The 19,511-nt window shown below is 48.5% G+C and carries 25 protein-coding genes; 13 read left to right on the top strand and 12 right to left on the bottom strand.

The features are described 5' to 3' along the window. The first annotated feature begins 44 nt into the window (after positions 1–44). From cas6 to WHS43_04215, 3 genes are read left to right on the top strand one after another with little or no spacing between them, the layout of a single operon-like run. The gene (gene cas6 / locus WHS43_04225) at positions 45–743 is read left to right on the top strand and encodes a CRISPR-associated endoribonuclease Cas6 (protein ID MEJ5338843.1); all 699 of its coding nucleotides are present in this window, start codon (positions 45–47) and stop codon (positions 741–743) included. Positions 744–750: 7 nt separating this feature from the next. After that, complete coding sequence (locus WHS43_04220; GenBank protein MEJ5338842.1) at positions 751–1,833, top strand: 5-(carboxyamino)imidazole ribonucleotide synthase; 1,083 nt, start codon at positions 751–753, stop codon at positions 1,831–1,833. After that, positions 1,820–2,806: an ATP-binding protein gene (locus WHS43_04215; GenBank protein MEJ5338841.1), complete on the top strand. Its 987-nt coding sequence runs from the start codon at positions 1,820–1,822 to the stop codon at positions 2,804–2,806. Before WHS43_04220 ends, WHS43_04215 begins: the two co-directional genes overlap by 14 nt. On the opposite strand, the gene WHS43_04210 is transcribed toward WHS43_04215, so the two are convergent. Together WHS43_04210 and WHS43_04205 are read right to left on the bottom strand one after the other, a co-directional pair. Continuing rightward, positions 2,798–4,006, bottom strand: a complete 1,209-nt coding sequence (locus tag WHS43_04210; GenBank protein MEJ5338840.1) for a bifunctional 3,4-dihydroxy-2-butanone-4-phosphate synthase/GTP cyclohydrolase II — start codon at positions 4,004–4,006, stop codon at positions 2,798–2,800. The two genes, WHS43_04215 and WHS43_04210, sit on opposite strands and share 9 nt — an antisense overlap. Before the next feature lie 18 nt (positions 4,007–4,024). Continuing rightward, positions 4,025–4,264 (bottom strand): hypothetical protein, encoded by a 240-nt coding sequence (locus tag WHS43_04205; protein ID MEJ5338839.1) that lies wholly within the window; start codon positions 4,262–4,264, stop codon positions 4,025–4,027. Positions 4,265–4,290: 26 nt separating this feature from the next. Here WHS43_04205 and WHS43_04200 point away from each other — a divergent pair, with 26 nt between their 5' ends. Beyond that, positions 4,291–5,946 (top strand): ABC transporter ATP-binding protein, encoded by a 1,656-nt coding sequence (locus WHS43_04200; GenBank protein MEJ5338838.1) that lies wholly within the window; start codon positions 4,291–4,293, stop codon positions 5,944–5,946. Here WHS43_04200 and lpxI read toward each other — a convergent pair. Both lpxI and folE read right to left on the bottom strand, forming a co-directional pair. Continuing rightward, positions 5,934–6,716, bottom strand: coding sequence for a UDP-2,3-diacylglucosamine diphosphatase LpxI (lpxI, locus tag WHS43_04195; GenBank protein MEJ5338837.1), 783 nt, complete (start codon positions 6,714–6,716; stop codon positions 5,934–5,936). The genes WHS43_04200 and lpxI overlap by 13 nt on opposite strands. Beyond that, positions 6,713–7,273, bottom strand: a complete 561-nt coding sequence (folE, locus tag WHS43_04190; GenBank protein MEJ5338836.1) for a GTP cyclohydrolase I FolE — start codon at positions 7,271–7,273, stop codon at positions 6,713–6,715. Before folE ends, lpxI begins: the two co-directional genes overlap by 4 nt. Before the next feature lie 48 nt (positions 7,274–7,321). Here folE and WHS43_04185 point away from each other — a divergent pair, with 48 nt between their 5' ends. After that, positions 7,322–7,750: a phosphate-starvation-inducible PsiE family protein gene (locus WHS43_04185; protein ID MEJ5338835.1), complete on the top strand. Its 429-nt coding sequence runs from the start codon at positions 7,322–7,324 to the stop codon at positions 7,748–7,750. An 81-nt stretch (positions 7,751–7,831) separates the two neighbouring features. Then, a complete protein-coding gene (locus WHS43_04180) occupies positions 7,832–8,176 on the top strand; it encodes an iron-sulfur cluster assembly accessory protein (protein ID MEJ5338834.1) in 345 nt (114 codons plus the stop codon). A gap of 2 nt (positions 8,177–8,178) precedes the next feature. On the opposite strand, the gene WHS43_04175 is transcribed toward WHS43_04180, so the two are convergent. From WHS43_04175 to folP, 3 genes are read right to left on the bottom strand one after another with little or no spacing between them, the layout of a single operon-like run. Then, positions 8,179–8,571 carry a hypothetical protein gene (locus tag WHS43_04175; protein MEJ5338833.1) on the bottom strand — a complete coding sequence of 131 codons (393 nt, stop codon included), beginning with the start codon at positions 8,569–8,571 and terminating at the stop codon, positions 8,179–8,181. After that, positions 8,558–9,328, bottom strand: coding sequence for a diadenylate cyclase CdaA (cdaA, locus tag WHS43_04170; GenBank protein ID MEJ5338832.1), 771 nt, complete (start codon positions 9,326–9,328; stop codon positions 8,558–8,560). The genes WHS43_04175 and cdaA overlap by 14 nt, the downstream gene beginning before the upstream one ends. Continuing rightward, complete coding sequence (gene folP, locus WHS43_04165; protein ID MEJ5338831.1) at positions 9,315–10,493, bottom strand: dihydropteroate synthase; 1,179 nt, start codon at positions 10,491–10,493, stop codon at positions 9,315–9,317. The genes cdaA and folP overlap by 14 nt, the downstream gene beginning before the upstream one ends. Before the next feature lie 25 nt (positions 10,494–10,518). Here folP and WHS43_04160 point away from each other — a divergent pair, with 25 nt between their 5' ends. From WHS43_04160 to WHS43_04150, 3 genes are read left to right on the top strand one after another with little or no spacing between them, the layout of a single operon-like run. After that, positions 10,519–11,202, top strand: a complete 684-nt coding sequence (locus WHS43_04160; protein MEJ5338830.1) for a succinate dehydrogenase/fumarate reductase iron-sulfur subunit — start codon at positions 10,519–10,521, stop codon at positions 11,200–11,202. After that, on the top strand, positions 11,189–11,809 hold the full coding sequence (flgA, locus tag WHS43_04155; protein ID MEJ5338829.1) for a flagellar basal body P-ring formation chaperone FlgA: 621 nt from the start codon (positions 11,189–11,191) through the stop codon (positions 11,807–11,809). The genes WHS43_04160 and flgA overlap by 14 nt, the downstream gene beginning before the upstream one ends. Continuing rightward, complete coding sequence (locus WHS43_04150; GenBank protein ID MEJ5338828.1) at positions 11,806–12,216, top strand: NUDIX hydrolase; 411 nt, start codon at positions 11,806–11,808, stop codon at positions 12,214–12,216. Before flgA ends, WHS43_04150 begins: the two co-directional genes overlap by 4 nt. Here WHS43_04150 and WHS43_04145 read toward each other — a convergent pair. Both WHS43_04145 and WHS43_04140 read right to left on the bottom strand, forming a co-directional pair. Then, positions 12,188–13,072, bottom strand: coding sequence for a dienelactone hydrolase family protein (locus WHS43_04145; GenBank protein ID MEJ5338827.1), 885 nt, complete (start codon positions 13,070–13,072; stop codon positions 12,188–12,190). The two genes, WHS43_04150 and WHS43_04145, sit on opposite strands and share 29 nt — an antisense overlap. Beyond that, positions 13,069–14,466: an FAD-linked oxidase C-terminal domain-containing protein gene (locus WHS43_04140; GenBank protein MEJ5338826.1), complete on the bottom strand. Its 1,398-nt coding sequence runs from the start codon at positions 14,464–14,466 to the stop codon at positions 13,069–13,071. Before WHS43_04140 ends, WHS43_04145 begins: the two co-directional genes overlap by 4 nt. 36 nt (positions 14,467–14,502) lie before the next feature. On the opposite strand from WHS43_04140, the gene WHS43_04135 reads away from it, so the two are divergent. Both WHS43_04135 and WHS43_04130 read left to right on the top strand, forming a co-directional pair. Beyond that, entirely contained in the window at positions 14,503–15,012 is a 510-nt protein-coding gene (locus tag WHS43_04135) for a hypothetical protein (protein ID MEJ5338825.1), read from the top strand. Then, positions 15,009–15,251 (top strand): tetratricopeptide repeat protein, encoded by a 243-nt coding sequence (locus WHS43_04130; GenBank protein ID MEJ5338824.1) that lies wholly within the window; start codon positions 15,009–15,011, stop codon positions 15,249–15,251. Before WHS43_04135 ends, WHS43_04130 begins: the two co-directional genes overlap by 4 nt. A gap of 2 nt (positions 15,252–15,253) precedes the next feature. Here the strand turns inward: WHS43_04130 and WHS43_04125 are convergent, their stop codons facing one another. From WHS43_04125 to WHS43_04115, 3 genes are read right to left on the bottom strand one after another with little or no spacing between them, the layout of a single operon-like run. Beyond that, a complete protein-coding gene (locus WHS43_04125; GenBank protein MEJ5338823.1) occupies positions 15,254–15,670 on the bottom strand; it encodes a phosphate-starvation-inducible PsiE family protein in 417 nt (138 codons plus the stop codon). Next, positions 15,667–16,446, bottom strand: coding sequence for a citryl-CoA lyase (locus WHS43_04120; GenBank protein ID MEJ5338822.1), 780 nt, complete (start codon positions 16,444–16,446; stop codon positions 15,667–15,669). The genes WHS43_04125 and WHS43_04120 overlap by 4 nt, the downstream gene beginning before the upstream one ends. 1 nt (position 16,447) lies before the next feature. After that, positions 16,448–17,782, bottom strand: a complete 1,335-nt coding sequence (locus tag WHS43_04115) for a peptidylprolyl isomerase (GenBank protein ID MEJ5338821.1) — start codon at positions 17,780–17,782, stop codon at positions 16,448–16,450. Positions 17,783–17,834: 52 nt separating this feature from the next. On the opposite strand from WHS43_04115, the gene WHS43_04110 reads away from it, so the two are divergent. Further along, complete coding sequence (locus WHS43_04110) at positions 17,835–18,278, top strand: TraR/DksA family transcriptional regulator (protein MEJ5338820.1); 444 nt, start codon at positions 17,835–17,837, stop codon at positions 18,276–18,278. Further along, positions 18,275–19,435 carry an iron-containing alcohol dehydrogenase gene (locus tag WHS43_04105; GenBank protein MEJ5338819.1) on the top strand — a complete coding sequence of 387 codons (1,161 nt, stop codon included), beginning with the start codon at positions 18,275–18,277 and terminating at the stop codon, positions 19,433–19,435. Before WHS43_04110 ends, WHS43_04105 begins: the two co-directional genes overlap by 4 nt. Positions 19,436–19,511 lie beyond the last annotated feature (76 nt).

The raw sequence follows: 19,511 nt of genomic DNA, 5'->3' as shown, positions 1-19,511 counted from the left end.
ACAGCTGCATTGCATGCTTTCTGACACCACTATAAAATTTTTCCATGCGTTTCCTTGTGAGGCTGGAAAATCCAGAAGAGACCAGCATACCCCTTGATTACAGGCGCAGGTTCATATCCCTGATGAAGAGGGTCTTTGGAGTAAGGGAGTTTATTGAAAACCCCGTCAGACCCTACACCTTTGCGGTATACCTTGGGAAGGAAATAAACTTTAGCAGGGATGCCATTGAAGGTGTTAAGTTTGTGAACCTCCGAATCTCCACAGGAGACCCCGTTTATGGAGTAAAGCTCTACAACGGATTAACCGAGTTGAGGGGAAAGGTTCACAAAATCGGGGAGGCGGAGTTTGTGCTCAAAGATGTAAGACTTGAAAAGGAGGGAGACTGGTCAAAGGGTGCTTTTAAGACGCTTTCTCCGGTAGTTGTGGAAAGGGCTGGGGCCAATGAGGGCAACCCCAAGCTCAGGTATGCCCTTCCTCTGGAAAGGGATTTTCAGGAGGTTCTTTTTGAAAACACAATCCGGCGCTTTAGAGCCATTAAAGGCTACGAGCCAGAAGTAAAAGCCTTTTCCTTCAGACTCATACACTACAAGGAAGAGATGGTAAGGCACTACGGGGGATACATAAGGTCCTTTATTGGAGAGTTTTTCATAAATACCGACAACCCTGAAGTGCTGAGGTTTGTGTATCAATACGGACTGGGGGTGAGAACGGGGCAGGGATTTGGTTATCTGGAAGTTTTATAATTTTCCCATGCGGGTAGGCATTCTCGGTGGCGGACAGCTGGGATGGATGACCATACTTGAGGGTAGGAAGCTTGGCTTTGAATTTCTTGTGCTTGACCCCGACCCCAGGTCTCCTGCCAGCAGGATTGCAGACAGGTGGTTTCCGCCAGAAGGGGTTGAAGACTTTATAAGGCACTGTGATGTCATAACCTACGAGTTTGAACACATAGAGGAGGGTGTTCTTGAAAAGGTATATGACCTTACCACGCCATCCCTCAATGTGCTTGAGATAAAGAGGAGCAGGATAAGGGAGAAGGAGTTTTACAGAAAAAGGGGCTATCCCACCGCAGACTTTACTCTGTCAGGCTGGGGGAGCCTGAAGGATACAGTAAGAGAGTTTGGGCTTCCCTGTGTGGTCAAGGCAGAAAAACTGGGTTACGATGGAAAAGGTCAATACAGGGTCTACTATCTGGAGGATTTGGATAACATACTGAAAAATCACTCTCAGGAGGAAAGCTTTCTCATAGAACGTTTTATAGACTTTAGCTTTGAGTTCTCCCTCATAGGGGTCAGAGACAGAAAGGGCAACAGCAGAATATATCCTCTTACCGTAAACCGCCACGAGGGGGGGATACTCCTTTACAACCAGACGAGAAGCCTAGCCATAAGAGAGGCGGAGGATATGCTTCTTTCCCTTATGGAGGATTTTGCTCTCGTGGGGCTCATGGCGGTTGAGTTTTTCTACACATGGGACGGGAGGGTTCTCCTGAATGAGTTTGCACCAAGGCCTCACAACACGGGTCATTACAGCCTTGATGGATGCTACACATCCCAGTTTGAGAACCTCCTGAGAGCCATATGCGGTCTTCCTCTGGGCTCTACAAGGCTCAAGTCCCCGTCAGGGATGGTCAACATACTGGGGCTCTCTCTGGAAGATATGGACCTTCACAGCATCCTTTCCATGGATGGGACAAAGCTCTACTGGTATGGCAAGGAGAGGAAGCCAAAAAGAAAGATGGGGCATATAAACCTGGTTGCCGGCACAGAGCAGGAGCTTGAGGAAAGGCTTGAGAAGATAGTGAACACCCTCTACTCCCATGAGCCTTCTTAAGGAGTTTCTCAGTCAGGTTGGCGAGGGATACCTTCTGATAGACAGGGAGGGAAAGGTGGTCTTTGGAAACGACTTCCTCGTGAGGAGGAAGATTGTGAGGGAGAGCTTTGAGGGCAAGCCTTACTACGAATGTGTCAACAACCTCACAGTGGTAAGCTGTCTTGCAGAAGCCATATCAGAGAAGAAGGACAGGGTCTGCAACTTTGACCACGAGGAGAGGGAGTATTCTCTTTATGTATTCACAGGTAGCGACCTGACGGTGGTTCGTTTTTCAGACATAACGGAGCTGAAAAGATACGAAAGGTCAAGAAGGGAGTTTGTGGCAAATGTTTCTCATGAACTCAAAACACCCATAGCTGTTCTCAAAAGCCTGCTGGAGACCCTCTATGAGGAAGAGGACAGAGAGGAAAAGAGAGCCTTTCTGGAAAAGGCTCTCAAGCGTGTTGAAGATATGAGAAGGCTTGTGGAGGACCTTCTTATACTCACAAAATTAGAATCGGGTGAGGAGAGAATAAAAAGGGAGGAGATTGACCTTAGAGTTCTCGTTGAAGAAGTCTATGACCTTCTGGAGCCTCAGGCCCAGGAGAGGGAGGTGGAGCTCCTGAACTCTGTGGAGCATGGCTTTAAGGTAAAGGGGGACTGGGACAAGCTGTTTCTTCTTCTAAAAAACCTTGTGGACAACGCTATTAAGTACAACAGAAGTGGCGGCAGGGTTGAGGTCAGAGCAAAAAGGGTTGACCCTCAGGTTCAGATAGAGGTGGAGGACACGGGTATAGGCATTCCCAGAGAGCATCTTCCCTTCATCTTTGAAAGGTTTTACAGGGTAGACCCCTCAAGGTCAAGGGACCTCGGAGGGACCGGCCTTGGGCTTTCCATAGTAAAACACATAGCCCTGTCCCACGGAGGGAAAATAGAGGTGATGAGCAAAGAAGGAAAGGGAAGCCTTTTTACCGTATACCTGCCCTTAGAGTAGGTGGCCAAGCTTTGTCTTCTTAGCCTCTAAATACCTCTGGTTGTGTTCGCAGGCTGGCGTCTTGAGGGGCACTCTCTCCACCACCTCCAGCCCATAGCCCTCAAGAGCCACTATCTTTCTCGGGTTGTTGGTAAGAAGCCTCATCTTTTTGACGCCAAGGTCAAGAAGTATCTGAACGCCTATTCCGTAGTCTCTGAGGTCTGCGGGATATCCCACCTTTTCGTTGGCCTCCACCGTGTCATAGCCCATATCCTGAAGATGATATGCCTTTATCTTGTTCACTATGCCTATTCCCCTTCCTTCGTGACCCATTATGTAGACGAGCACGCCCTTTCCTTCCTGAGCTATGGCCTCCATGGCAGACTCAAGCTGGGACCTGCAGTCGCACCGCAGAGACTTGAACACATCGCCCGTAAGACATTCAGAGTGAACTCTGACAAGGACCGGCTCGTTTTCTTTCCACTCTCCCATGGTAAGAGCTACCTGTTCTTCTCCGGTGAGTATGTGCCTGTAGGCGTGTATCTTGAAAAAGCCGTACCTTGTGGGGAGGTTTGCGGTAGCCTCACGAATCACAAGCCTTTCCCTTTTCAGCCTGTATCTTATGAGGTCCGCTATGGTTATTATCTTGAGGTCAAACCTTCTTGCAAAGTCCACAAGGTCAGGAAGCCTTGCCATGCTTCCGTCTTCCTTCATTATCTCGCATATGACCCCAGCCGGATAAAGACCTGCAAGCCTTGCAAGGTCAACGCTCGCCTCCGTGTGTCCTGCTCTCTCCAGAACACCCCCGGGCTTTGCCTTCAGTGGAAACACATGCCCCGGCCTTATAAAGTCGGAAGGCTTTGCATCGGGACTAACTGCCAGCTTTATGGTCATCGCCCTGTCAAAGGCGGATATGCCCGTGGTGGTGCCAAATCTCGGGTGGGCGTCTATGGAGACGCAGAAGTAGGTGCCCTTGGGGTCTGTGTTTCTCATCGCCATCGGGTAGAGGTCAAGCTCATCGCACCTCTGAGGTGTCAAAGTGAGGCATATAAGACCTCTTCCATACTTTGCCATGAAGTTTATGGCTTCAGGGCTGACCTTCTCCGCCGCCATAACGAGGTCGCCCTCGTTTTCCCTGTCTGGGTCATCCACCACTATCACCATCTTCCCCTGAGCTATGTCCTCAAGGGCTTCTTCTATGGTGTTGAACCTGAATTCCATATCAGACCTCCTGAAAAATCAACTCTTTTGTTCTGCTTTTTCTCTCTTTAGAGCTCCCTTTACCCTCTCCCACGCCTGGTCAAGTATACTTTTCCTATAGGACTGCTGAAGAGGGACCTCTTCTTTCTCAATGGTTCCCCTTTTTAGTTCCTCCCTGTACTGCCCTCTAAGCCTTTCTGCCAGTGGTCCACCATAATGAACCCATATATGGTCAATCAGCAGGAAAGCCAGTATTATCCCAGCTATCCATCTCACCATGGCTCTCTAATAAAATAGTCTACTGTATGGATAATATCAAGTGGGCATCTGGACGCCTGAAGAAATACTGGCATTTTATAATCCTGAGTCTTCTTGGTTCTGTGCTTGAAGCTACAGGGACTGCAGGAATTACTCTGCTCATTAAATCACTTGTGGACAAGGTCTTTCTGTTAAAAGAAGAGGAAGAGATATTCAGGACAATACTAGCACTTATCGGGCTCGTCCTTCTCTCTCAGACAGGAAACTTCGCTGTGAGTTTTTTCTCTGCACTTTACACGGAGCTTGAGATGAGGGGGCTCAGAGAGGAAGCCTTCAGAAGGCTTTTAAGAGTGGACTACTCTGCCTTCCTTGGCATTTCTGCTGGAGAGTTTGCCTCAAGGGTCATATCTGACATGAACCTTTACAGAAACCTTATAGGTTCTTATGCCATAAAGCTCATAAGGGAGCCCATAACTGTGCTTTTCCTCTTCGGTGTCCTCTTATACAGAGACTGGCTTTTGACGGTGGGGCTAATTTTTCTTCTCCCCGTCCTTTCCCTTGCGGTGAGATACTTTGGCGGTAAGAGAGGCAAGCACATAAAGAGGGCTCAGGAAAGTTATGCTGGCGTGGCAGACAGGCTTTTCAGCTCCTTTTCCGGTTTTGATAGCATAAGAAGCTTTGGCGCACAGTCCATGTTTGAGAGGCTTTTTCATGAGCTAAACAGGTCTCTCTTCAGGTCCAGCTTCAGGTCGGAGGTATACTTTGCCCTTAATTCTGTCTTTAACTACACCTTTGGTTATCTGGTGGTTGCGCTGGTCATACTCTACGGAGGCTACAGGGTAGTGGAAGGCAGTTTAACACCGGGAGAATTCATCTCCTACCTTACAGCTCTTGTGTTTATGCAAAATCCCCTCATGGAATCCCAGAAGGGTGTGATGGAAGTGAGGTCTTCACTACCCGTTATAGAAAGGATAAGAGAGCTTCTGAGCCTGAGGGAAGAGGAAGAGGGGAAATTGCCCCTGCAGAGCCTGAAAGAAGGTCTGCAGGTGAAGGGGTTAAGTGTAAGATTTAGGGGAGCTGAATTACTCAGAGATGTGAACCTTAGCATCCATAGAGGTGAAAAGGTTGGAATAATGGGGGATACAGGCTCGGGCAAGAGCACCTTTCTGCGTGTGCTTGCAGGACTTGTGCCCTACGAAGGGAGCCTGAGGGTGGATGGGCTTGAGCTGAGGGACATAAAAAGGGAAGACCTCAGGAAACACTTTCTGCTAATTTCTCAAGATGCCTTCGTCTTCCCGGGCACTGTAAGAGAAAACCTTCTCATGGCAGGGGGAAAGGATGAAGAACTCTTCTGGAAATCCCTCAGGCTTGCTGGATGCGATTTTGTGGAGAGCCTTGACCAGGAGGTAAGTCCAAGAAGCCTTTCTGGAGGGGAGAAGCAGAGGCTTGCCCTTGCAAGGGTCTTTTTAAGGTCTCCAGAAGTCCTTCTTCTTGATGAGGTTACATCTGCCCTTGATGCAAAAAAGGAAGAGGAGGTTCTGGACAACATATTCAGCCAGTTTGAGGGTAAAACCATAGTGCTTGTTGCTCACAGGTTTTCAAACCTTCTGAGATGTGACAGGGTTTTTGTTTTCAAAGATGGAGGGGTTGTTTTTGAGGGCAAGCCAAAGGAAGCCATTGAGTTCTTCCTTCAGAGCCCATAGAGGGATATTCCATATCTGTCTGCCAGCTTTATAAGCTTTTCCCTCTCCAGAAGGTAAACCTTTCCTGCCTCCACAAAGAGGGCATCCCCCTTTATCTTCTTTATGGCTTCCAGCGTCTTTGGACCTACCGTGGGCACATCTATGCGAAAGTCCTGACTTTTTCTTGCCACTTTTATAACCCTGCAACCCCTTCCAGCCAGCTGGCCAGCTCTCTCTATCGTTTTCTGGGTTCCCTCCATCGCCTCAACGCTCACTACGGCCTTTTCCTTTACTACGATGGTCTGTCCTATGTCAAGGTCCGCTATCTGTCTTGCTATAAGAAAGCCCCATACACCATCTTCCATGGCCTCTTCTGAGGGTTCATTGGTGGACATAAGTCCCTCAGGTGCAAGAAGCTCCTCAAGGTAAGGTCTTGGGTCTGGGAATTGAAAGCCAAGAGCCTGAAGCTCTTCCATAAGCGTCCTGACAAGTGTCTGAGGCTTTTTATCCTTTGCCTTTTTAAGCACTTTGAGGGCAAGCTCATCAAGGGTGAGAAGATGGGAAAATATAAGGCTGTGCTCAAACTTTCCAAGCATAACTATATCCTTTATTCCCCTCCTCTCAAGTGCTCTCAGGAGCCTGCCCACCTTGCCGAGGGGGAAGTATTCGTCTGCTGGAAGGTCTGTTATACCCTTGACTCCTGCCACAAAAACTTCAAGACCTTTTTCTCTTGCCTTTTTCAGGAAAACACCCGGCAGCTCTCCAGACCCTGCTATAAGGCAAACCTTCATGGAGATGACTTGCCTATCAGCTTTAGAAACTCCTCCCTGGTCCTGAGATCGCTCAGAAAAAGCCCCCTCAGGGCTGAGGTGGTTGTGAGATGCCCCGGAGACATAACTCCCCTCATGGACATGCACAGATGCTCCATCTCGAGCACCACTGCCACACCTTTTGGATTGAGCTGCTGCATCAGAAAGTCTGCTATCTCATTGGTGAGCCTTTCCTGCACCTGAGGTCTCAGTGAAAAGGCACGCACCGTTCGAACCAGCTTGGAAAGACCGCATACTATTCCGTCAGGTATGTAGGCTATGTGGGCTTTGCCAAAGAAGGGCAGGAGATGGTGCTCGCACAGGGAGTATATGTTTATGTCCTTTACAAGCACCATCTCATTGTATGAGCCAAACTCCTCAAAAAGCTTGAAGTCAAAGCCCCTCTGCCTTTCAAACTCTTCCCACATGCGAGCAACACGGTCTGGGGTTTCCAGAAGACCCTCTCTATTCGGGTCCTCTCCTATGCCCTCAAGGTATAGCCTTATTGCCTGCTTTATCTTTTCCTTGTCTATAGGCATGTGGATTATTATAAGACCTGAGTCTGACAGCTTTTATGATATATAACCATGGAGGAGTTGAAAAGACATCAGAGCATATTGATAGGTAGTATAAGGCGCATAGCATGGGTTTTTGATGCCTTTATCATACTCACCCTTTCCATTGTTGGTGTTTTCCTCATAGTCTGGATAGTGTATGAGTTCTACATGGTCCTTGTGGGTCAGCTACCTCTTGAGAGAGGAGGTCTGAGCATACTGGGCTCTGTGCTTATTCTCTATGCCATATCCGAGCTTCTATCGGAAGAGATAAAACACATAAGGGGAGGAGCTGTAAGTATAAAGGCTTTTGTGGGGGTTGCCCTTGCTGCAGTCATAAGAAAGGTTCTTATCATCTCCCTATCCCCCGAGAAGTTTCAGGAGCTCATAACTCTTGCACTGGTTCTTACAGCCCTTGGTGTGGTCTACTGGCTGATTCACAGGGTGGAAAGCTCTCCATGAGAATGGTCATATAGCTTCCCCTTGAAAAAGCCTGCCCCAAGCTTATCATATTCTTAAGAAATTCTTATAGGAGGTAGTGTTATGCAAAAGGTAGCCTTTAACTTCTTTGCTACAGAAAAAGCGGTTCAGGAGGTGCTGAGAATTGCCCAGGAAAACAGCATCACTGAGCCCATACTCAGGATAAGGGTTGTTCCCGGAGGATGTTCCGGTTTTCAGTATGCCATGGGCTTTGATGATACAATAGAAGAGGGAGACAACGTCTTTGAGTTTGGGGGGTTGAGAATTGCCATAGACCAGTTCTCCATGCCCTATGTGAACAACGCAGAGCTTGACTACGTGATGGACTTTATGGGTGGCGGCTTCACCATAAGGAATCCCAACGTTTCTGGCTCCTGCGGTTGCGGTAGTTCCTTCTCCTGCGGATAAGACTACTGGCCCCCTTCGGGGGCTTTTATTATTCTCACCTTGACGTACTCAGGTTCAATCCTATCAACAGATACAACAAATTTTGGTAGATTTCTGGTCTCTACCTTGAGAGTGTATTCACCTTCCCTCATGCCCTTCACATTCACGCCTGCGCTGGCTCCTTCCAGCATTTCCTCAGAAACGAACCTCTCCATCACTCTGAGCCTTATCCTTGCCTTTTTCCTTTCAAGCCTGTAGTCGTAGCCCTGCTCCCTGTTGTAAACTTCAATGCTTCTTTCTATGCTCATGGGAACCCTCTCCCCTAAATTGATAAAAAACCACATTGCTATGCCAATCAGAAGGGAAAGGATCTTGTATTGCCAGTCCCTGAATAAAAAGACCTCAAGCCTTTTCAATTCTCAACTCCTTTAAAAGTAGTTCTCTCAGCATTTCCGGGTCAAGGTTCCTCTGCAGCTTACCACCTACAGCAAGGGAAATCTCTCCGGTCTCTTCAGAAACTACCACGCACAGAGCATCCGTTTCTTCCGAGATACCCAGGGCAGCCCTGTGCCTGGTTCCGTATTTCTTTGGGAGTTCTGCGGACTTTGAAAGGGGCAGTATGCAAGAGGCATAGAGGACTCTGTCTCCCCTCACCACTACCGCACCGTCGTGCAATGGAGATATGGGGTTGAATATGGTTATCAGCAGCTCAACAGATACAAGGCTGTCTATGAGGACACAACCCTCTACAACGCCTTCCACATTCTGTCCCCTTTCAATCACTATGAGCGCACCTATCTGTCTATCTGAGAGAAAGGAGCATGCCCTCACCACCCTGTCCACCACCCTCTCCTCCACAGGCTTTATTACGGATATTCCTGTCTTCTGTCCAAGCCTGCTGAGCGTTTTCCTTATCTCCGGCTGGAATATAACCACAAGTGAAAAAAGCCCCACAGTCCACAGCTTTTCAAAGACCCAGGAAAGGGTTCTCAGACTGAGAAGCTCCGCAAGAAGCCAGAAGGCTGCAAGCACCATAATTCCCCTGAAAATCTGAAGACCCTTTGTTATTCTTAGAAAATACAGAATGCCATAAATAAAAGCAGAAACTGCCAGTATATCAACAATGTCTCTCCATGAAAAGAGCCTTATAAGTTCCCAGTTAAAATTCACCATACGTTCTTACCGTGTCAAGAAGTGCCAGAAACTCCCTTGTCTGTCTTACATCGTGGACTCTTGCTATGTTTGCCCCCTTGATTACGGCAGGTGCAAGGGCACCCAGACTGCCATACAGCCTCTCCACAGGCTCAGTTTTCTTCCTGAGAAGCCCCTCCATCACAAGACCTATAAAGGACTTTCTTGAGACGCCCACAAGAAGCGGAAGACCCAATATTCTGAGCTCTTCAAACCTCTTGAGTATTTCCACGTTATGCTCAGGGAGTTTCCCAAAGCCTATGCCCGGGTCAAGGATTACCTGTCCATTATAGCCAGTATCTTTCAGAGCCCTCAGCCTCTCCTCAAACCACAGCACTATCTCCTCCACTACATCCTCGTAGACGGGTGGTTTTTCTCTCCATGTCTCCGGTCTTCCCTTTATATGCGTGAGCACGTAAGGACAGCCATAGGATGCCACGACCCTGAACATCTCTCCGTCAAAGGTTCCACCGCTTATATCGTTTATTATGTCTGCCCCCTCCTCAAGGCATGCCTGTGCCACCTTCGCCTTGTATGTATCTATGGAAATCCAGACATTGGGGAGCTCTTTTCTTACTTCCTTCAGCACAGGGATAAGCCTTCTGAGCTCCTCCTCTGCGCTTATTCTCTCAGAGCCTGGCCTTGTGGACTCTGCTCCTATATCTATTATATCCGCACCTTCTTCCACCATCTGCACCGCCCTCTCTATTGCCTTTGAAGGCTCAAGGTAAAGACCACCGTCAGAAAAGGAGTCGGGTGTTATGTTGAGAATGCCCATTACCGCAGTCTTTATACCCAGGGGCAGTATTTTCTGGTTGAACTGGAGCTTAAAGGACCTCTTTCTGTAGCTCTGGAGCTTCTGAAGGATTTCAAGGGCAAGGCTTCTGTCCTCTTTAACAAGAAGGGAGCAAAAATCCTTTAGCTGAGTTTCTGAACCACACAGGACAACAGAGTCTTCACTGTAAAAGGCATGCAGGCAGGCTCTTTTTGCAAGAGGGACAATAACTTCAGTCTTTACCCCCTTCGTATATATCACATGGAAGACCCCCTCAAAGGCCCTTTCGTAGGCTTCTCTGAAAAAAACACCCATTTTCTCCTTGAGGAATCTGTAGAAGGCCTCCCTGCTCTCAAAGTGCTTGACCAGCATACACAATAGAATACATTATTTAACCATGGTTTTAAGGCTGAAGATAAAGAGGCAGGAAGATTCTGGAAAATCCTACTATCAGACCTTTGAAGTTCCCTATCAGGAGGGTATGACCCTTCTTATGGCGCTTCAGAGAATAAAAGAAGACCTTGACCCAACGCTCAGCTTCAGACACTTTTGCAGGGCAGGCATATGTGGAACCTGCACCATAATTGTGAATGGCTTTCCCAGGCTTGCCTGCAAGGAGCAGGCACTGCCCTATGCCCTTTTCGGTGAGGAAGTGCTCATAGAACCCATAAGGAACTTCAGGGTAATAAAAGACCTGGTTGTGGACAACGAAGAGGTTGTGGGGAAAATCAAGAGCATGCGACTCTGGATAAAAGAGCAGAGCAAAGACCCGAGAATAGAGCCAGAACTTAGCAGAAAGATAGAGAATTCTGCGGACTGCATTCTATGCCTTGCCTGTCAGTCCTTCTGCCCACAGGTGCTTGAAGAGAACTATGCGGGTCCTCTGTTTTTTGCCAAACTTTTCAGGTTCTACGAAGACCCGAGGGAGGAAAACAAAGAGCTAAGAGCCTATCAGGCGGTAAGGGAAGGAAACCTTTATCACTGCCTTTCCTGCAACAAGTGCAACCTGGTGTGTCCAAAGGAAGTGGAGCCGGCAACCCTTATAAGAGAACTGATGCAGACAATGCATGTGGCTTCTTAGCCTTCTGTTTGCCCTATGCCTTGCCTTTGCAAGTCCTGAAAGGCTCGTGGAGTCAGAGGTATACAGGCGCTTCGGCGATAGCGTGAAGGTTCAGAAGGTCAGGATACCCTCTCCCAGAGGCATGGAAATTGAGAGGGTTGAGCTGGATATGGAATACGGCAGAAGCAGGGCAGTTGCATACCTCTATTCGGGCAGAGAAAGGTATCAGGCTATCATAGATGCCCTTTGGAAGGCAAAGGTCTACATAGCCCTTGAGGACATACCACAGGGAAGTCCAATAAGACCTGAGCATTTCAGGGTGGAGGAGAGACTGATGAAGACCATACCCTCAGACCTGAGGCTCAGCCCCGAGGATTTTGGGAACTTTGTGGCTTCAACCCGCATAACAAAGGGGACCATACTCAGAAGGTCCCTGCTGAAGGAAGTTCCTGCGGTGAAGGCTGGTGAGGCTGTGGAGGCTGTTTACAGGAGCGGTTCCATTGAGGTGGGCTTTCAGGCAGTGGCTGTGGATACTGGCGGAGTTGGGAAAGTAATACGCATAAGGAGGGAGGACAGAATGCTGAGGGGAAGGGTCCTCTCAAGGGGAAGGGTGGAGGTGCTTCCGTGAAGGAGGAATTCTCTGCGGGAGGTGTGCTTATTAGGGAAGGACAGATTCTGCTTATCAAGAATCCTTCTGATGTGTGGACTTTTCCCAAAGGTCTTGTGGAAGAAGGAGAAAAGCCAGAGGATACTGCAGTCAGGGAAGTTTACGAAGAGACAGGAGTAAGGGGGAAGATAATTTCAGAGCTTGGTAAGATAAACTACTGGTATGTGAGGGAGGGGGAGAAGATAAGAAAGAGCGTTGTTTACTATCTTATGGCGTATGTGGATGGGGAGCCGGAGCCATCCTGGGAGGTGAAGGATGCAAAGTTTTTCCCTGCTGAAGAGGTGGAGAGGTTGCTGAAATACAGGGGAGATAGAGAGATATTCCACAGGGCTTTAAAGGCTATTCCTTCTCAAGGTGCCTCTTCATGAAAAGTGAAGACCTTATAAGAGCATCCTTTGATGCCAGGTCATCGGCAAAGGTTCTCCTGTCAAGTCTGAAGTCAAAGCCCCTTCCCACGCCCGGGTAAACCAGTATCCATATAGGCACGCCCTTTGCCCTGAGGTGTTCTACCGCCACAAGCGCAGGTCTTATCCTCTGATACTGCTCATTTTCACCCACAAGTATCAGGGTGGGTATTCTAAGGCTTTCCCACTCTGGGGCGTAGCGGTAAACCTGTTCAGGCTCTGGGGCGTTGGGGTTTTGCATATGGGGATAGTAGGCCACAAAGCAGGCTATGTTCTTCTCCTGCCTTTTAAAGGTCACGAGAAGCCTGATAGCGTAGTATCCACCCCTTGTAAGTCCGTAGGCACAGATTCTTTTTCCTTTTAAGTCATCTCTGTTAAGGGCATACACCAGGACTGCATCAAGGTCCTCCTCAAGCACGGGGTCATGCTCTATGGGAAACTGGGGTATAAGCCTGCCAGTGTAGAGGTCTGGCGCTATCACAACAAACCCCTTGCTGGCAAGCCTTTTTGCATGAAGTTTAAACAGGTCGTCAAGCCCACGCCTTCCATGTATAAAAAGAACTCCTGGATACCTTTCCCTGTCATCTGGCCTGTATATGAAGACGGGCACTTCCACATCTCTTTTCTTAACTACAGCGGTTTCCACTCTCACCCTGTAGTTGGGCACATTTTCTATGTAGCCCTCATCCCACCACTTAGAATCCCACCACCATGCTGACTGCCCCTTTTCCATAAGCTTATCCACGAGGCCTTTCACAAACTCATCGCTTGCATTGCTTAGACCTGCAAGCATCGTAAGCATCAATAGGACCCTTATCATGGTTCAAGCTCCACCACTTTACCCGGATTAAAAAGGTTTTTGGGGTCAAAGAGCCTCTTTATACCTTTGAGCAGTTCATATCCCGCATTTCCAAACTGCCACTGGAGAAACTTCTTCTTTGTGAGCCCAACGCCATGCTCTCCCGTTATGGAGCCGTTGTATCTGAGGGCAATTTCAAAAACCTCGTCCACTGCCTTCTCTGCCCTTTCTTCCTCTTCTCTGTTAGCTTTGTCATAGAGCAGGTTCACATGAAGGTTCCCGTCTCCTATGTGTCCAAATATGACCATTAGAAGGTCGTATTTCTTTGCAACCTTCCTGAACTCTGGAATTGCTTCTGAGAGATGTATTCTCGGAATTACTATGTCCTCGTTTATTTTGCCTGTTCTCAGGTTTCCAAGGGCCGGCCCCAGGCTTTTTCTTGCACTCCAGAGCCTTTCCTCTTCTTCCCTGCTGTTTGCAGTCCTTACCTCCACTCCCATGGAATGAAGCAGCTCTTTAATATCCCTTATATCCTCCTGCACGCTCTGAGGTGAGCCATCCACCTCTATGAGAAGCAGTGCTGATACCTTTGGCAGTCCCACTGGCTTGTAGTCCTCCACAGCCCTTATGGCATCCTCATCCATAAACTCAAGGGCGGAGGGGAATATGCCAGAGGTGAATATCTTTGTAACCGCCCTGCCCACATGCTCAAGTCTGTCAAAGAGCGCCAGTGCGGTTGCCCTTGCCTTTGGCTTGGGTATCAGCTTGAGGGTTGCAGAGGTTATCAGACCCAGTGTCCCTTCAGACCCTACAAAAAGCTTGGTAATATCGTAGCCTGCCACATCCTTTATGACAGGGTTTCCCGTCTTTATAGCCTCCCCATCTTTTATCACTGCGGTAAGCCCCAGCACATATTCCCTCGTTACACCATACTTGAGGCATCTTGGTCCGCCGGCGTTTTCTGCAATGTTCCCCCCAAGGGTTGAATACTTGAAAGAAGAGGGGTCTGGTGGATAGAAGAGCCCCAGCCTTTCCACATACTCCTGAAACTGTGCAGTTATAACGCCTGGCTGGACCTCTGCAGTGGCGTTGTCCACGTTCACCTCAAATCGCTTCATCCTCTCAAAGGATACAACCACGCCCCTCTCAGAGGTTGGCACTGCACCACCCGTCAGGCCTGAGCCGGCACCTCTCGGGAAGATGGGTATTCCTTCTTCATAGCATGCCTTTACCAGTTTAACCACATCCTCATGGCTCTCTGGAAAGACCACAGCGGAGGGTAAAGCCCTCTCAACGGGTATGGGAGTTGCATCGTAGGAATAGAGTTTTCTTTCAACGAGGGATGTATTCACCTTCTCCTTCCCGAGAGCTTCCACAAGTTTGTCAAGGGGTTTTTTTCTGAGCACTCCAAACATGGCATAAAAATATAAACCCAGCCTATATTTATAACAATGCCCCTAGTCACCATGCTGTGGGGAAGGCAGGAAGGTCAGAGCTTTTATCCTGAGAAAATATTCTGGCTACTGGAAAACCCACACCCCCACTGGGTTGAGACCGTAAAGGACAACCTCAAGCTGGACTTCAGAGAAAGCGGTTTCAGACAGTTTGTTTCTCTATCCTCCAGGCATCTGGTCACCGACGCCATGCTCATGTTTGGGCTTGAGTATGCAGTTGAGAGAGAAAGGCTCATAGAGAGCCTCAATCCCATACGGCTAACGGTGAGGGTAAAGCCCGGCAGTTTTCTGGGTATAAGCCATCACTTCCTAGGTGCACCCTTTGAGATAGAACATGATGAGGTGCTGAGAGAGTTTTTAAAAAACTCAAGAAGATTACTTGAGGAGGGAGGCTTTGGACTGAACGTGGTTCTTATATCTCATAACCCATTCGTGGAGGACCTTGTTCTGGAAAATCTGGAGAGGATATGCAGTCTCAGTTATAGATTTTATGGAGCAAGACCATGATGGAGAGAGGCTATAAGGGAGTCTTCAGCAGGATGGGAGAGAGCCTTCTGGAGAGGTTTATTGAAGATTTAAAGAAAGAGCTTCAGGAGAAGCCTGAAGACCCGGAGCTTCTCCTTAAACTTGGAGTTGCCTGCGTCAGGGCCGGAAAGGTATCAGAGGCAAGGGAGGTCTATAAAAGGCTGAAGCTCATTGACCAGCAGAAGGCAAAGGAACTTCTTGACCTTATCTACGAAGTTTAGAGCTATTTTGTGGGTTTGAACACAACCGTAAGCGTCCTTGCCCCAACCAGAAGGGCTATACCCAGCGTCCAGAGAATCACATCTGTCCCCTTTAAGTTGCCGGCAAAAATGTATATCATCAACTCCCTTATCATGAAGGCTACGGCTATTTCTATGAGTATTTCAACTCTAACTCTCTCATGTTCAAAGTAGTCCACAAAGGCCCTTACAAGTTCAAGGAGTATTACTATGGAAAGAACGTTGGTAACAAGCTCCTTTATGCTGAGCCTTACCGTTGCCTCTGTAAAGACCAGGCCAAGCTCCAGAATGGTTCTTCCAAGACCTACGAAGAGAGAAAAGAGAAGTATAATTATTGCCACATTGAAGACTATACCGGTAAAAAACCTGTAAAGCCTAAGTATGCTCTCCTGCAGGCTCATACCCTCCTGAACTCTTCGGGCAATTCTCTTGGAGGCACACCCGTGTATTCTGTCTCTGCCTCTTCATCAAGCCTCTTGGAGAAGGGCTTTTCTGTGGTGAGCTCTTCATAGACATGCGCCACAAGCCCTGGAACCCTTCCTATTATGAAAAAGCCCTTTCCAAGCCTCCAGTCAAAGCCCATCTCTGATGCAACCGCAGCAATGCCCCCATCCACGTTGAGCACAAGCCTTTTGCCCTTCTGCCTACCAATCTCCTCCTGAACCGCCTCTGCAAACTCACAGTGTTTTCCGTAAAAGCCAAGACTTCTGGCTACATCCATGAGCCTCTTGGTCCTGGGGTCAAAGTCCTTGTAGTATCTGTGTCCATAGCCAGGTATGGGCTTTTTAGCTTCAAGATGTTCTTTTACTATATCCTCCACACTTTTCTGGCTTGCCACTCCTTCCTGAATAAACTTCATGGCATCCTCAAGGGCTCCGCCATGGGCAGAACCAAAGGCCAGAACACCTGCAGCAACGCCCACGTTGAGAGAATTACCGCCTGAAGCCACGGACCTTGCAGCTATAACAGAAGGTGGTGCTATTCCGTGGTCAATTACGGAGACAAAGATGGCTTCCATCATCTTTGATTCCTTTTCGCCGGGAAGCTCTCCTTTGAGTATCAGGTATATGGCCTGGGCAAAGCTCAGGTTTCCCACAAGGTCCAGAAGCCTGTAGCCCCTTATGTAAGTTTCATGCCCCACATGCTGGGTTATGGCTGTCCTCCACTTCTTTTCCATTTCATACACCTCCAAGCAGTTCCTTGTTTATGCGTATTTTTGTGTTCTTTTTCAGGTGTTCCACATACTGGGTGAGCATAGCCTGAGACTTGAGGCTGAGTATGTCCCTGACTACTTCCTCCCTTTCTTCAGGTCTTAGCTCCTTTCTGCTCCTCTTTTCCACAAGAAGCACCCCGTAGCCTTGCCTTAGAGGATAGGGACCAAAGACCCTTTCCCCAGATAGCACAATGCGAACCAGACTGTTCTGGTCCATGTTGACCACTGCATTGAGTTGCATGGCTGGCGTGTCAGAGAAGTTCAGAGCCCTCACAGCGGGCTTTTTCCCCTCTCTTAGCTCCTTTGCCACCTCCTGTGCCTTCTGTAGCAGGATGGACTGCGACTTTTCCTCCACCAGTCTCTCTTTCACCTTTTCCTTCACCTTCTCAAACTCTTCATACCCTGCGGGAATGACCTGTTTTAGATACAGGACCACATAATCTTCTCCATCCTTTGTGATGCTGAACCTTTCCTGAGGGCTAAGCTTCTGAGCTTCCTTTTCCAGGAGGCTTCCCATCTTCTGGGTGTCCTCCGGCAGTCTATATTCCTGATAGCCCTGACTTTCCTTTCCTTTTTTTAGCTCATTGTATATGGACAGAGCCTTCTCCTTTTCCCTCTCTCTCCATACCCATATGAGCTTCCCCTCAGGCCTTTTGAAGAGCTCTCTGTTCTTCTGGTAGTATTCCAGCATTTCCTGCTCTGAAGGGCTGTAGCCCTGGGATACATCTGCAGGAGTTATAAGATACAAACTTCCACTCAGAAGCGTGTTTTCCGCAAGCAGGTTTATCTCCAGCTCTTTTTCTGAAAGGTATACACCGTTGCTCAAAAAACTAAGAAGCTTCTGGATGCTCAGGACTTTCCTTATGTATTCTTCGTATTCTTCCGGCGTCAGCCCTATCCTTGACAGCACCTCCCTGTATTTAGATGAGGTGAAAAGACCACCCTCCTGAAAGGATGGGTCAGACTTTATTACCTCCACCACCTCCTCATCGCTGGCGATGAAGGAAAGGCTCTTTGCCTTCTGATACAGGAGCTCCTGAGCCGTAAGGTTTGACAGCACCTGCTCTCTGACAAGCTCTTCCATCTGTGGATTTTTCAGAAGTTCAGAAAATCTCAGAAGCTCTCTTCTGTAATCCTTTAGAGTTACACAGCCTGAGCCTACCTCCACCACACATCTCTTTGAGGGTGAAGTTATATCACTCACACCTCCTGCAAAGAACAGCCACAGAAAAAAACCCCCTGTTGCAACTGCTATAATGGCTACTGTTATACTTTTGTATCTGTGAAGAAGGGAATACATCGGGAGAAAATTTTAGCATATATTATTCTGAATTCCTTTTAGGAGGGCTGACATGCTGAGCAGAGAACAGCTTGAGGTTCTGAGAGACAAGCTGCTTGAGGAGAAGGCGAAGCTTCTTGAACGCTACAGGAAGAAGGAAGACACCCAGGCGCGCATTGGGGAGGAGGTAAAGGAGCCAAGGGACCTTGAGGATATAGGTCAGATGACCTACACACAGGAGCTTCTTGATACCCTCTCCTCAAGAGAATTTTTCATAATTAAGGAAATTGACCATGCCCTGGGCAAGATGCAGGCTGGCACCTACGGTATATGTGAATACTGCAACGAAGAAATACCCTTTGAAAGGCTCATGGTAATACCCTGGACGAGATACCACGCCCACTGTGCAGAAAAGGCAGAGGAAGAGGGCATAGTGCCCACCTATCCTGCAGTAACCTTTGAGGCAACCATACCGGAAGAGGTTGAGCTCCAGAGGGAAGACATAACAGAGGCATGAACTTTGAGTTTTATCTCCCTGTTGAGGTAATATTTGGCACGGGCACTTTAGAAAAGGTTGGGGAGGTGGGCAGGCGCTTTGGCTACAGGGCTCTTGTGGTCACGGGTAAAAGAAGCACAAGGGAAAGTGGAGCCCTTCAGAGGGTCGTTGATTCTCTGAAAAGAAGCGGTGCAGAGGAGGTCCTCCTCTTTGACCAGATTGAGCCAAACCCCACGGACAAGGTGGTTAACCTTGCCAGTGAGCTTGTGGTGAGAGAGAAGATAGACTACATAGTGGGTCTTGGTGGAGGTAGCAGCCTGGACTCTGCGAAGGCCATATCCATAGTCTCCTCCAATGAAGGCTACGCATGGGACTACGTGAACTACCCCGAAGGTCCAAGGCTCATACCTTTTCTGAACAGGCCTGTCATATGCATCCCCACCACCGCGGGCACCGGTAGCGAGGTAAACAGGTATTCGGTCCTTTCCAATCCCATAAGAAAGGAAAAGCTGGTAATTTCCCACTCCCTCAATTACCCGAGGGCTGCCATAATAGACCCTTCCCTTACGGTAAGCATGGACAGAAAGCTCACCGCCATTACAGGCGTAGATGCCCTCATGCATGCCCTTGAGTCCCTTACCAACAGGCTTTCCAACCAGTTTGCGGAGGAGCTTGCAATAAGGGCTGTAGCACTTATCAGAGAGTGGCTTCCCATAGCCCTGGAAGAGCCAGACAACCTCAGGGCAAGGTCTTATATGAGCTATGCGGCCATGCTGGCAGGTATTGCCATAGACAGAAAAAGGGTTGCCCTCATACATGGCATGGAACATCCCGTCTCGGCCCACTACCCCCATGTAGCCCATGCTGAAGGCCTTGCAGCCCTTGCTGTGGCGGTAACGGACTTCAACTACAGGGGAAGCCCTCAGAAGTATGCCCTCTTTGCAGAGCTTATGGGCTATCCTGCAGAGCCCCACATGGCAGTAAAAGCCCTTGAGGACTTTCTGCATAGGGTGGGACTGAGGGTGAGCCTCAAAGACCTTGGAGTGGAGAGGGAAAAACTGGACAGACTTACGGAGGATGTCTATATGCTCTCAAGGGGACTCTTTGGAATAAACCCGGTAGAGCCATCCCTTGAGGATGTCTACAGGCTCTATGAGCGGGCATACGAAGGATACTGAATGTCAGTATTTATGATTTAACGCATAGCACTCTTTTAAGGATTTTATTATATTAGAAAATCGTTAAAAAACTTGC

The organism is Aquificaceae bacterium (genome assembly GCA_037481935.1).
Lineage (GTDB): Bacteria > Aquificota > Aquificia > Aquificales > Aquificaceae > Pampinifervens.
The sequence above is the reverse complement of the archived record's forward strand: the minus strand, read 5'-3'. Positions and strand labels throughout refer to the sequence as shown.

Excerpts from the sequence above, each read along its gene's own strand:
- cas6 (MEJ5338843.1), top strand. The coding sequence starts at position 45 with ATGCGTTTCCTTGTGAGGCTGGAAAATCCAGAAGAGACCAGCATACCC.
- WHS43_04220 (MEJ5338842.1), top strand. The coding sequence starts at position 751 with ATGCGGGTAGGCATTCTCGGTGGCGGACAGCTGGGATGGATGACCATA.
- WHS43_04215 (MEJ5338841.1), top strand. The coding sequence starts at position 1,820 with ATGAGCCTTCTTAAGGAGTTTCTCAGTCAGGTTGGCGAGGGATACCTT.
- WHS43_04210 (MEJ5338840.1), bottom strand. The coding sequence starts at position 4,006 with ATGGAATTCAGGTTCAACACCATAGAAGAAGCCCTTGAGGACATAGCT.
- WHS43_04205 (MEJ5338839.1), bottom strand. The coding sequence starts at position 4,264 with ATGGTGAGATGGATAGCTGGGATAATACTGGCTTTCCTGCTGATTGAC.
- WHS43_04200 (MEJ5338838.1), top strand. The coding sequence starts at position 4,291 with ATGGATAATATCAAGTGGGCATCTGGACGCCTGAAGAAATACTGGCAT.
- lpxI (MEJ5338837.1), bottom strand. The coding sequence starts at position 6,716 with ATGAAGGTTTGCCTTATAGCAGGGTCTGGAGAGCTGCCGGGTGTTTTC.
- folE (MEJ5338836.1), bottom strand. The coding sequence starts at position 7,273 with ATGCCTATAGACAAGGAAAAGATAAAGCAGGCAATAAGGCTATACCTT.
- WHS43_04185 (MEJ5338835.1), top strand. The coding sequence starts at position 7,322 with ATGGAGGAGTTGAAAAGACATCAGAGCATATTGATAGGTAGTATAAGG.
- WHS43_04180 (MEJ5338834.1), top strand. The coding sequence starts at position 7,832 with ATGCAAAAGGTAGCCTTTAACTTCTTTGCTACAGAAAAAGCGGTTCAG.
- cdaA (MEJ5338832.1), bottom strand. The coding sequence starts at position 9,328 with ATGGTGAATTTTAACTGGGAACTTATAAGGCTCTTTTCATGGAGAGAC.
- folP (MEJ5338831.1), bottom strand. The coding sequence starts at position 10,493 with ATGCTGGTCAAGCACTTTGAGAGCAGGGAGGCCTTCTACAGATTCCTC.
- WHS43_04160 (MEJ5338830.1), top strand. The coding sequence starts at position 10,519 with ATGGTTTTAAGGCTGAAGATAAAGAGGCAGGAAGATTCTGGAAAATCC.
- flgA (MEJ5338829.1), top strand. The coding sequence starts at position 11,189 with ATGTGGCTTCTTAGCCTTCTGTTTGCCCTATGCCTTGCCTTTGCAAGT.
- WHS43_04145 (MEJ5338827.1), bottom strand. The coding sequence starts at position 13,072 with ATGATAAGGGTCCTATTGATGCTTACGATGCTTGCAGGTCTAAGCAAT.
- WHS43_04140 (MEJ5338826.1), bottom strand. The coding sequence starts at position 14,466 with ATGTTTGGAGTGCTCAGAAAAAAACCCCTTGACAAACTTGTGGAAGCT.
- WHS43_04135 (MEJ5338825.1), top strand. The coding sequence starts at position 14,503 with ATGCCCCTAGTCACCATGCTGTGGGGAAGGCAGGAAGGTCAGAGCTTT.
- WHS43_04130 (MEJ5338824.1), top strand. The coding sequence starts at position 15,009 with ATGATGGAGAGAGGCTATAAGGGAGTCTTCAGCAGGATGGGAGAGAGC.
- WHS43_04125 (MEJ5338823.1), bottom strand. The coding sequence starts at position 15,670 with ATGAGCCTGCAGGAGAGCATACTTAGGCTTTACAGGTTTTTTACCGGT.
- WHS43_04120 (MEJ5338822.1), bottom strand. The coding sequence starts at position 16,446 with ATGGAAAAGAAGTGGAGGACAGCCATAACCCAGCATGTGGGGCATGAA.
- WHS43_04115 (MEJ5338821.1), bottom strand. The coding sequence starts at position 17,782 with ATGTATTCCCTTCTTCACAGATACAAAAGTATAACAGTAGCCATTATA.
- WHS43_04110 (MEJ5338820.1), top strand. The coding sequence starts at position 17,835 with ATGCTGAGCAGAGAACAGCTTGAGGTTCTGAGAGACAAGCTGCTTGAG.
- WHS43_04105 (MEJ5338819.1), top strand. The coding sequence starts at position 18,275 with ATGAACTTTGAGTTTTATCTCCCTGTTGAGGTAATATTTGGCACGGGC.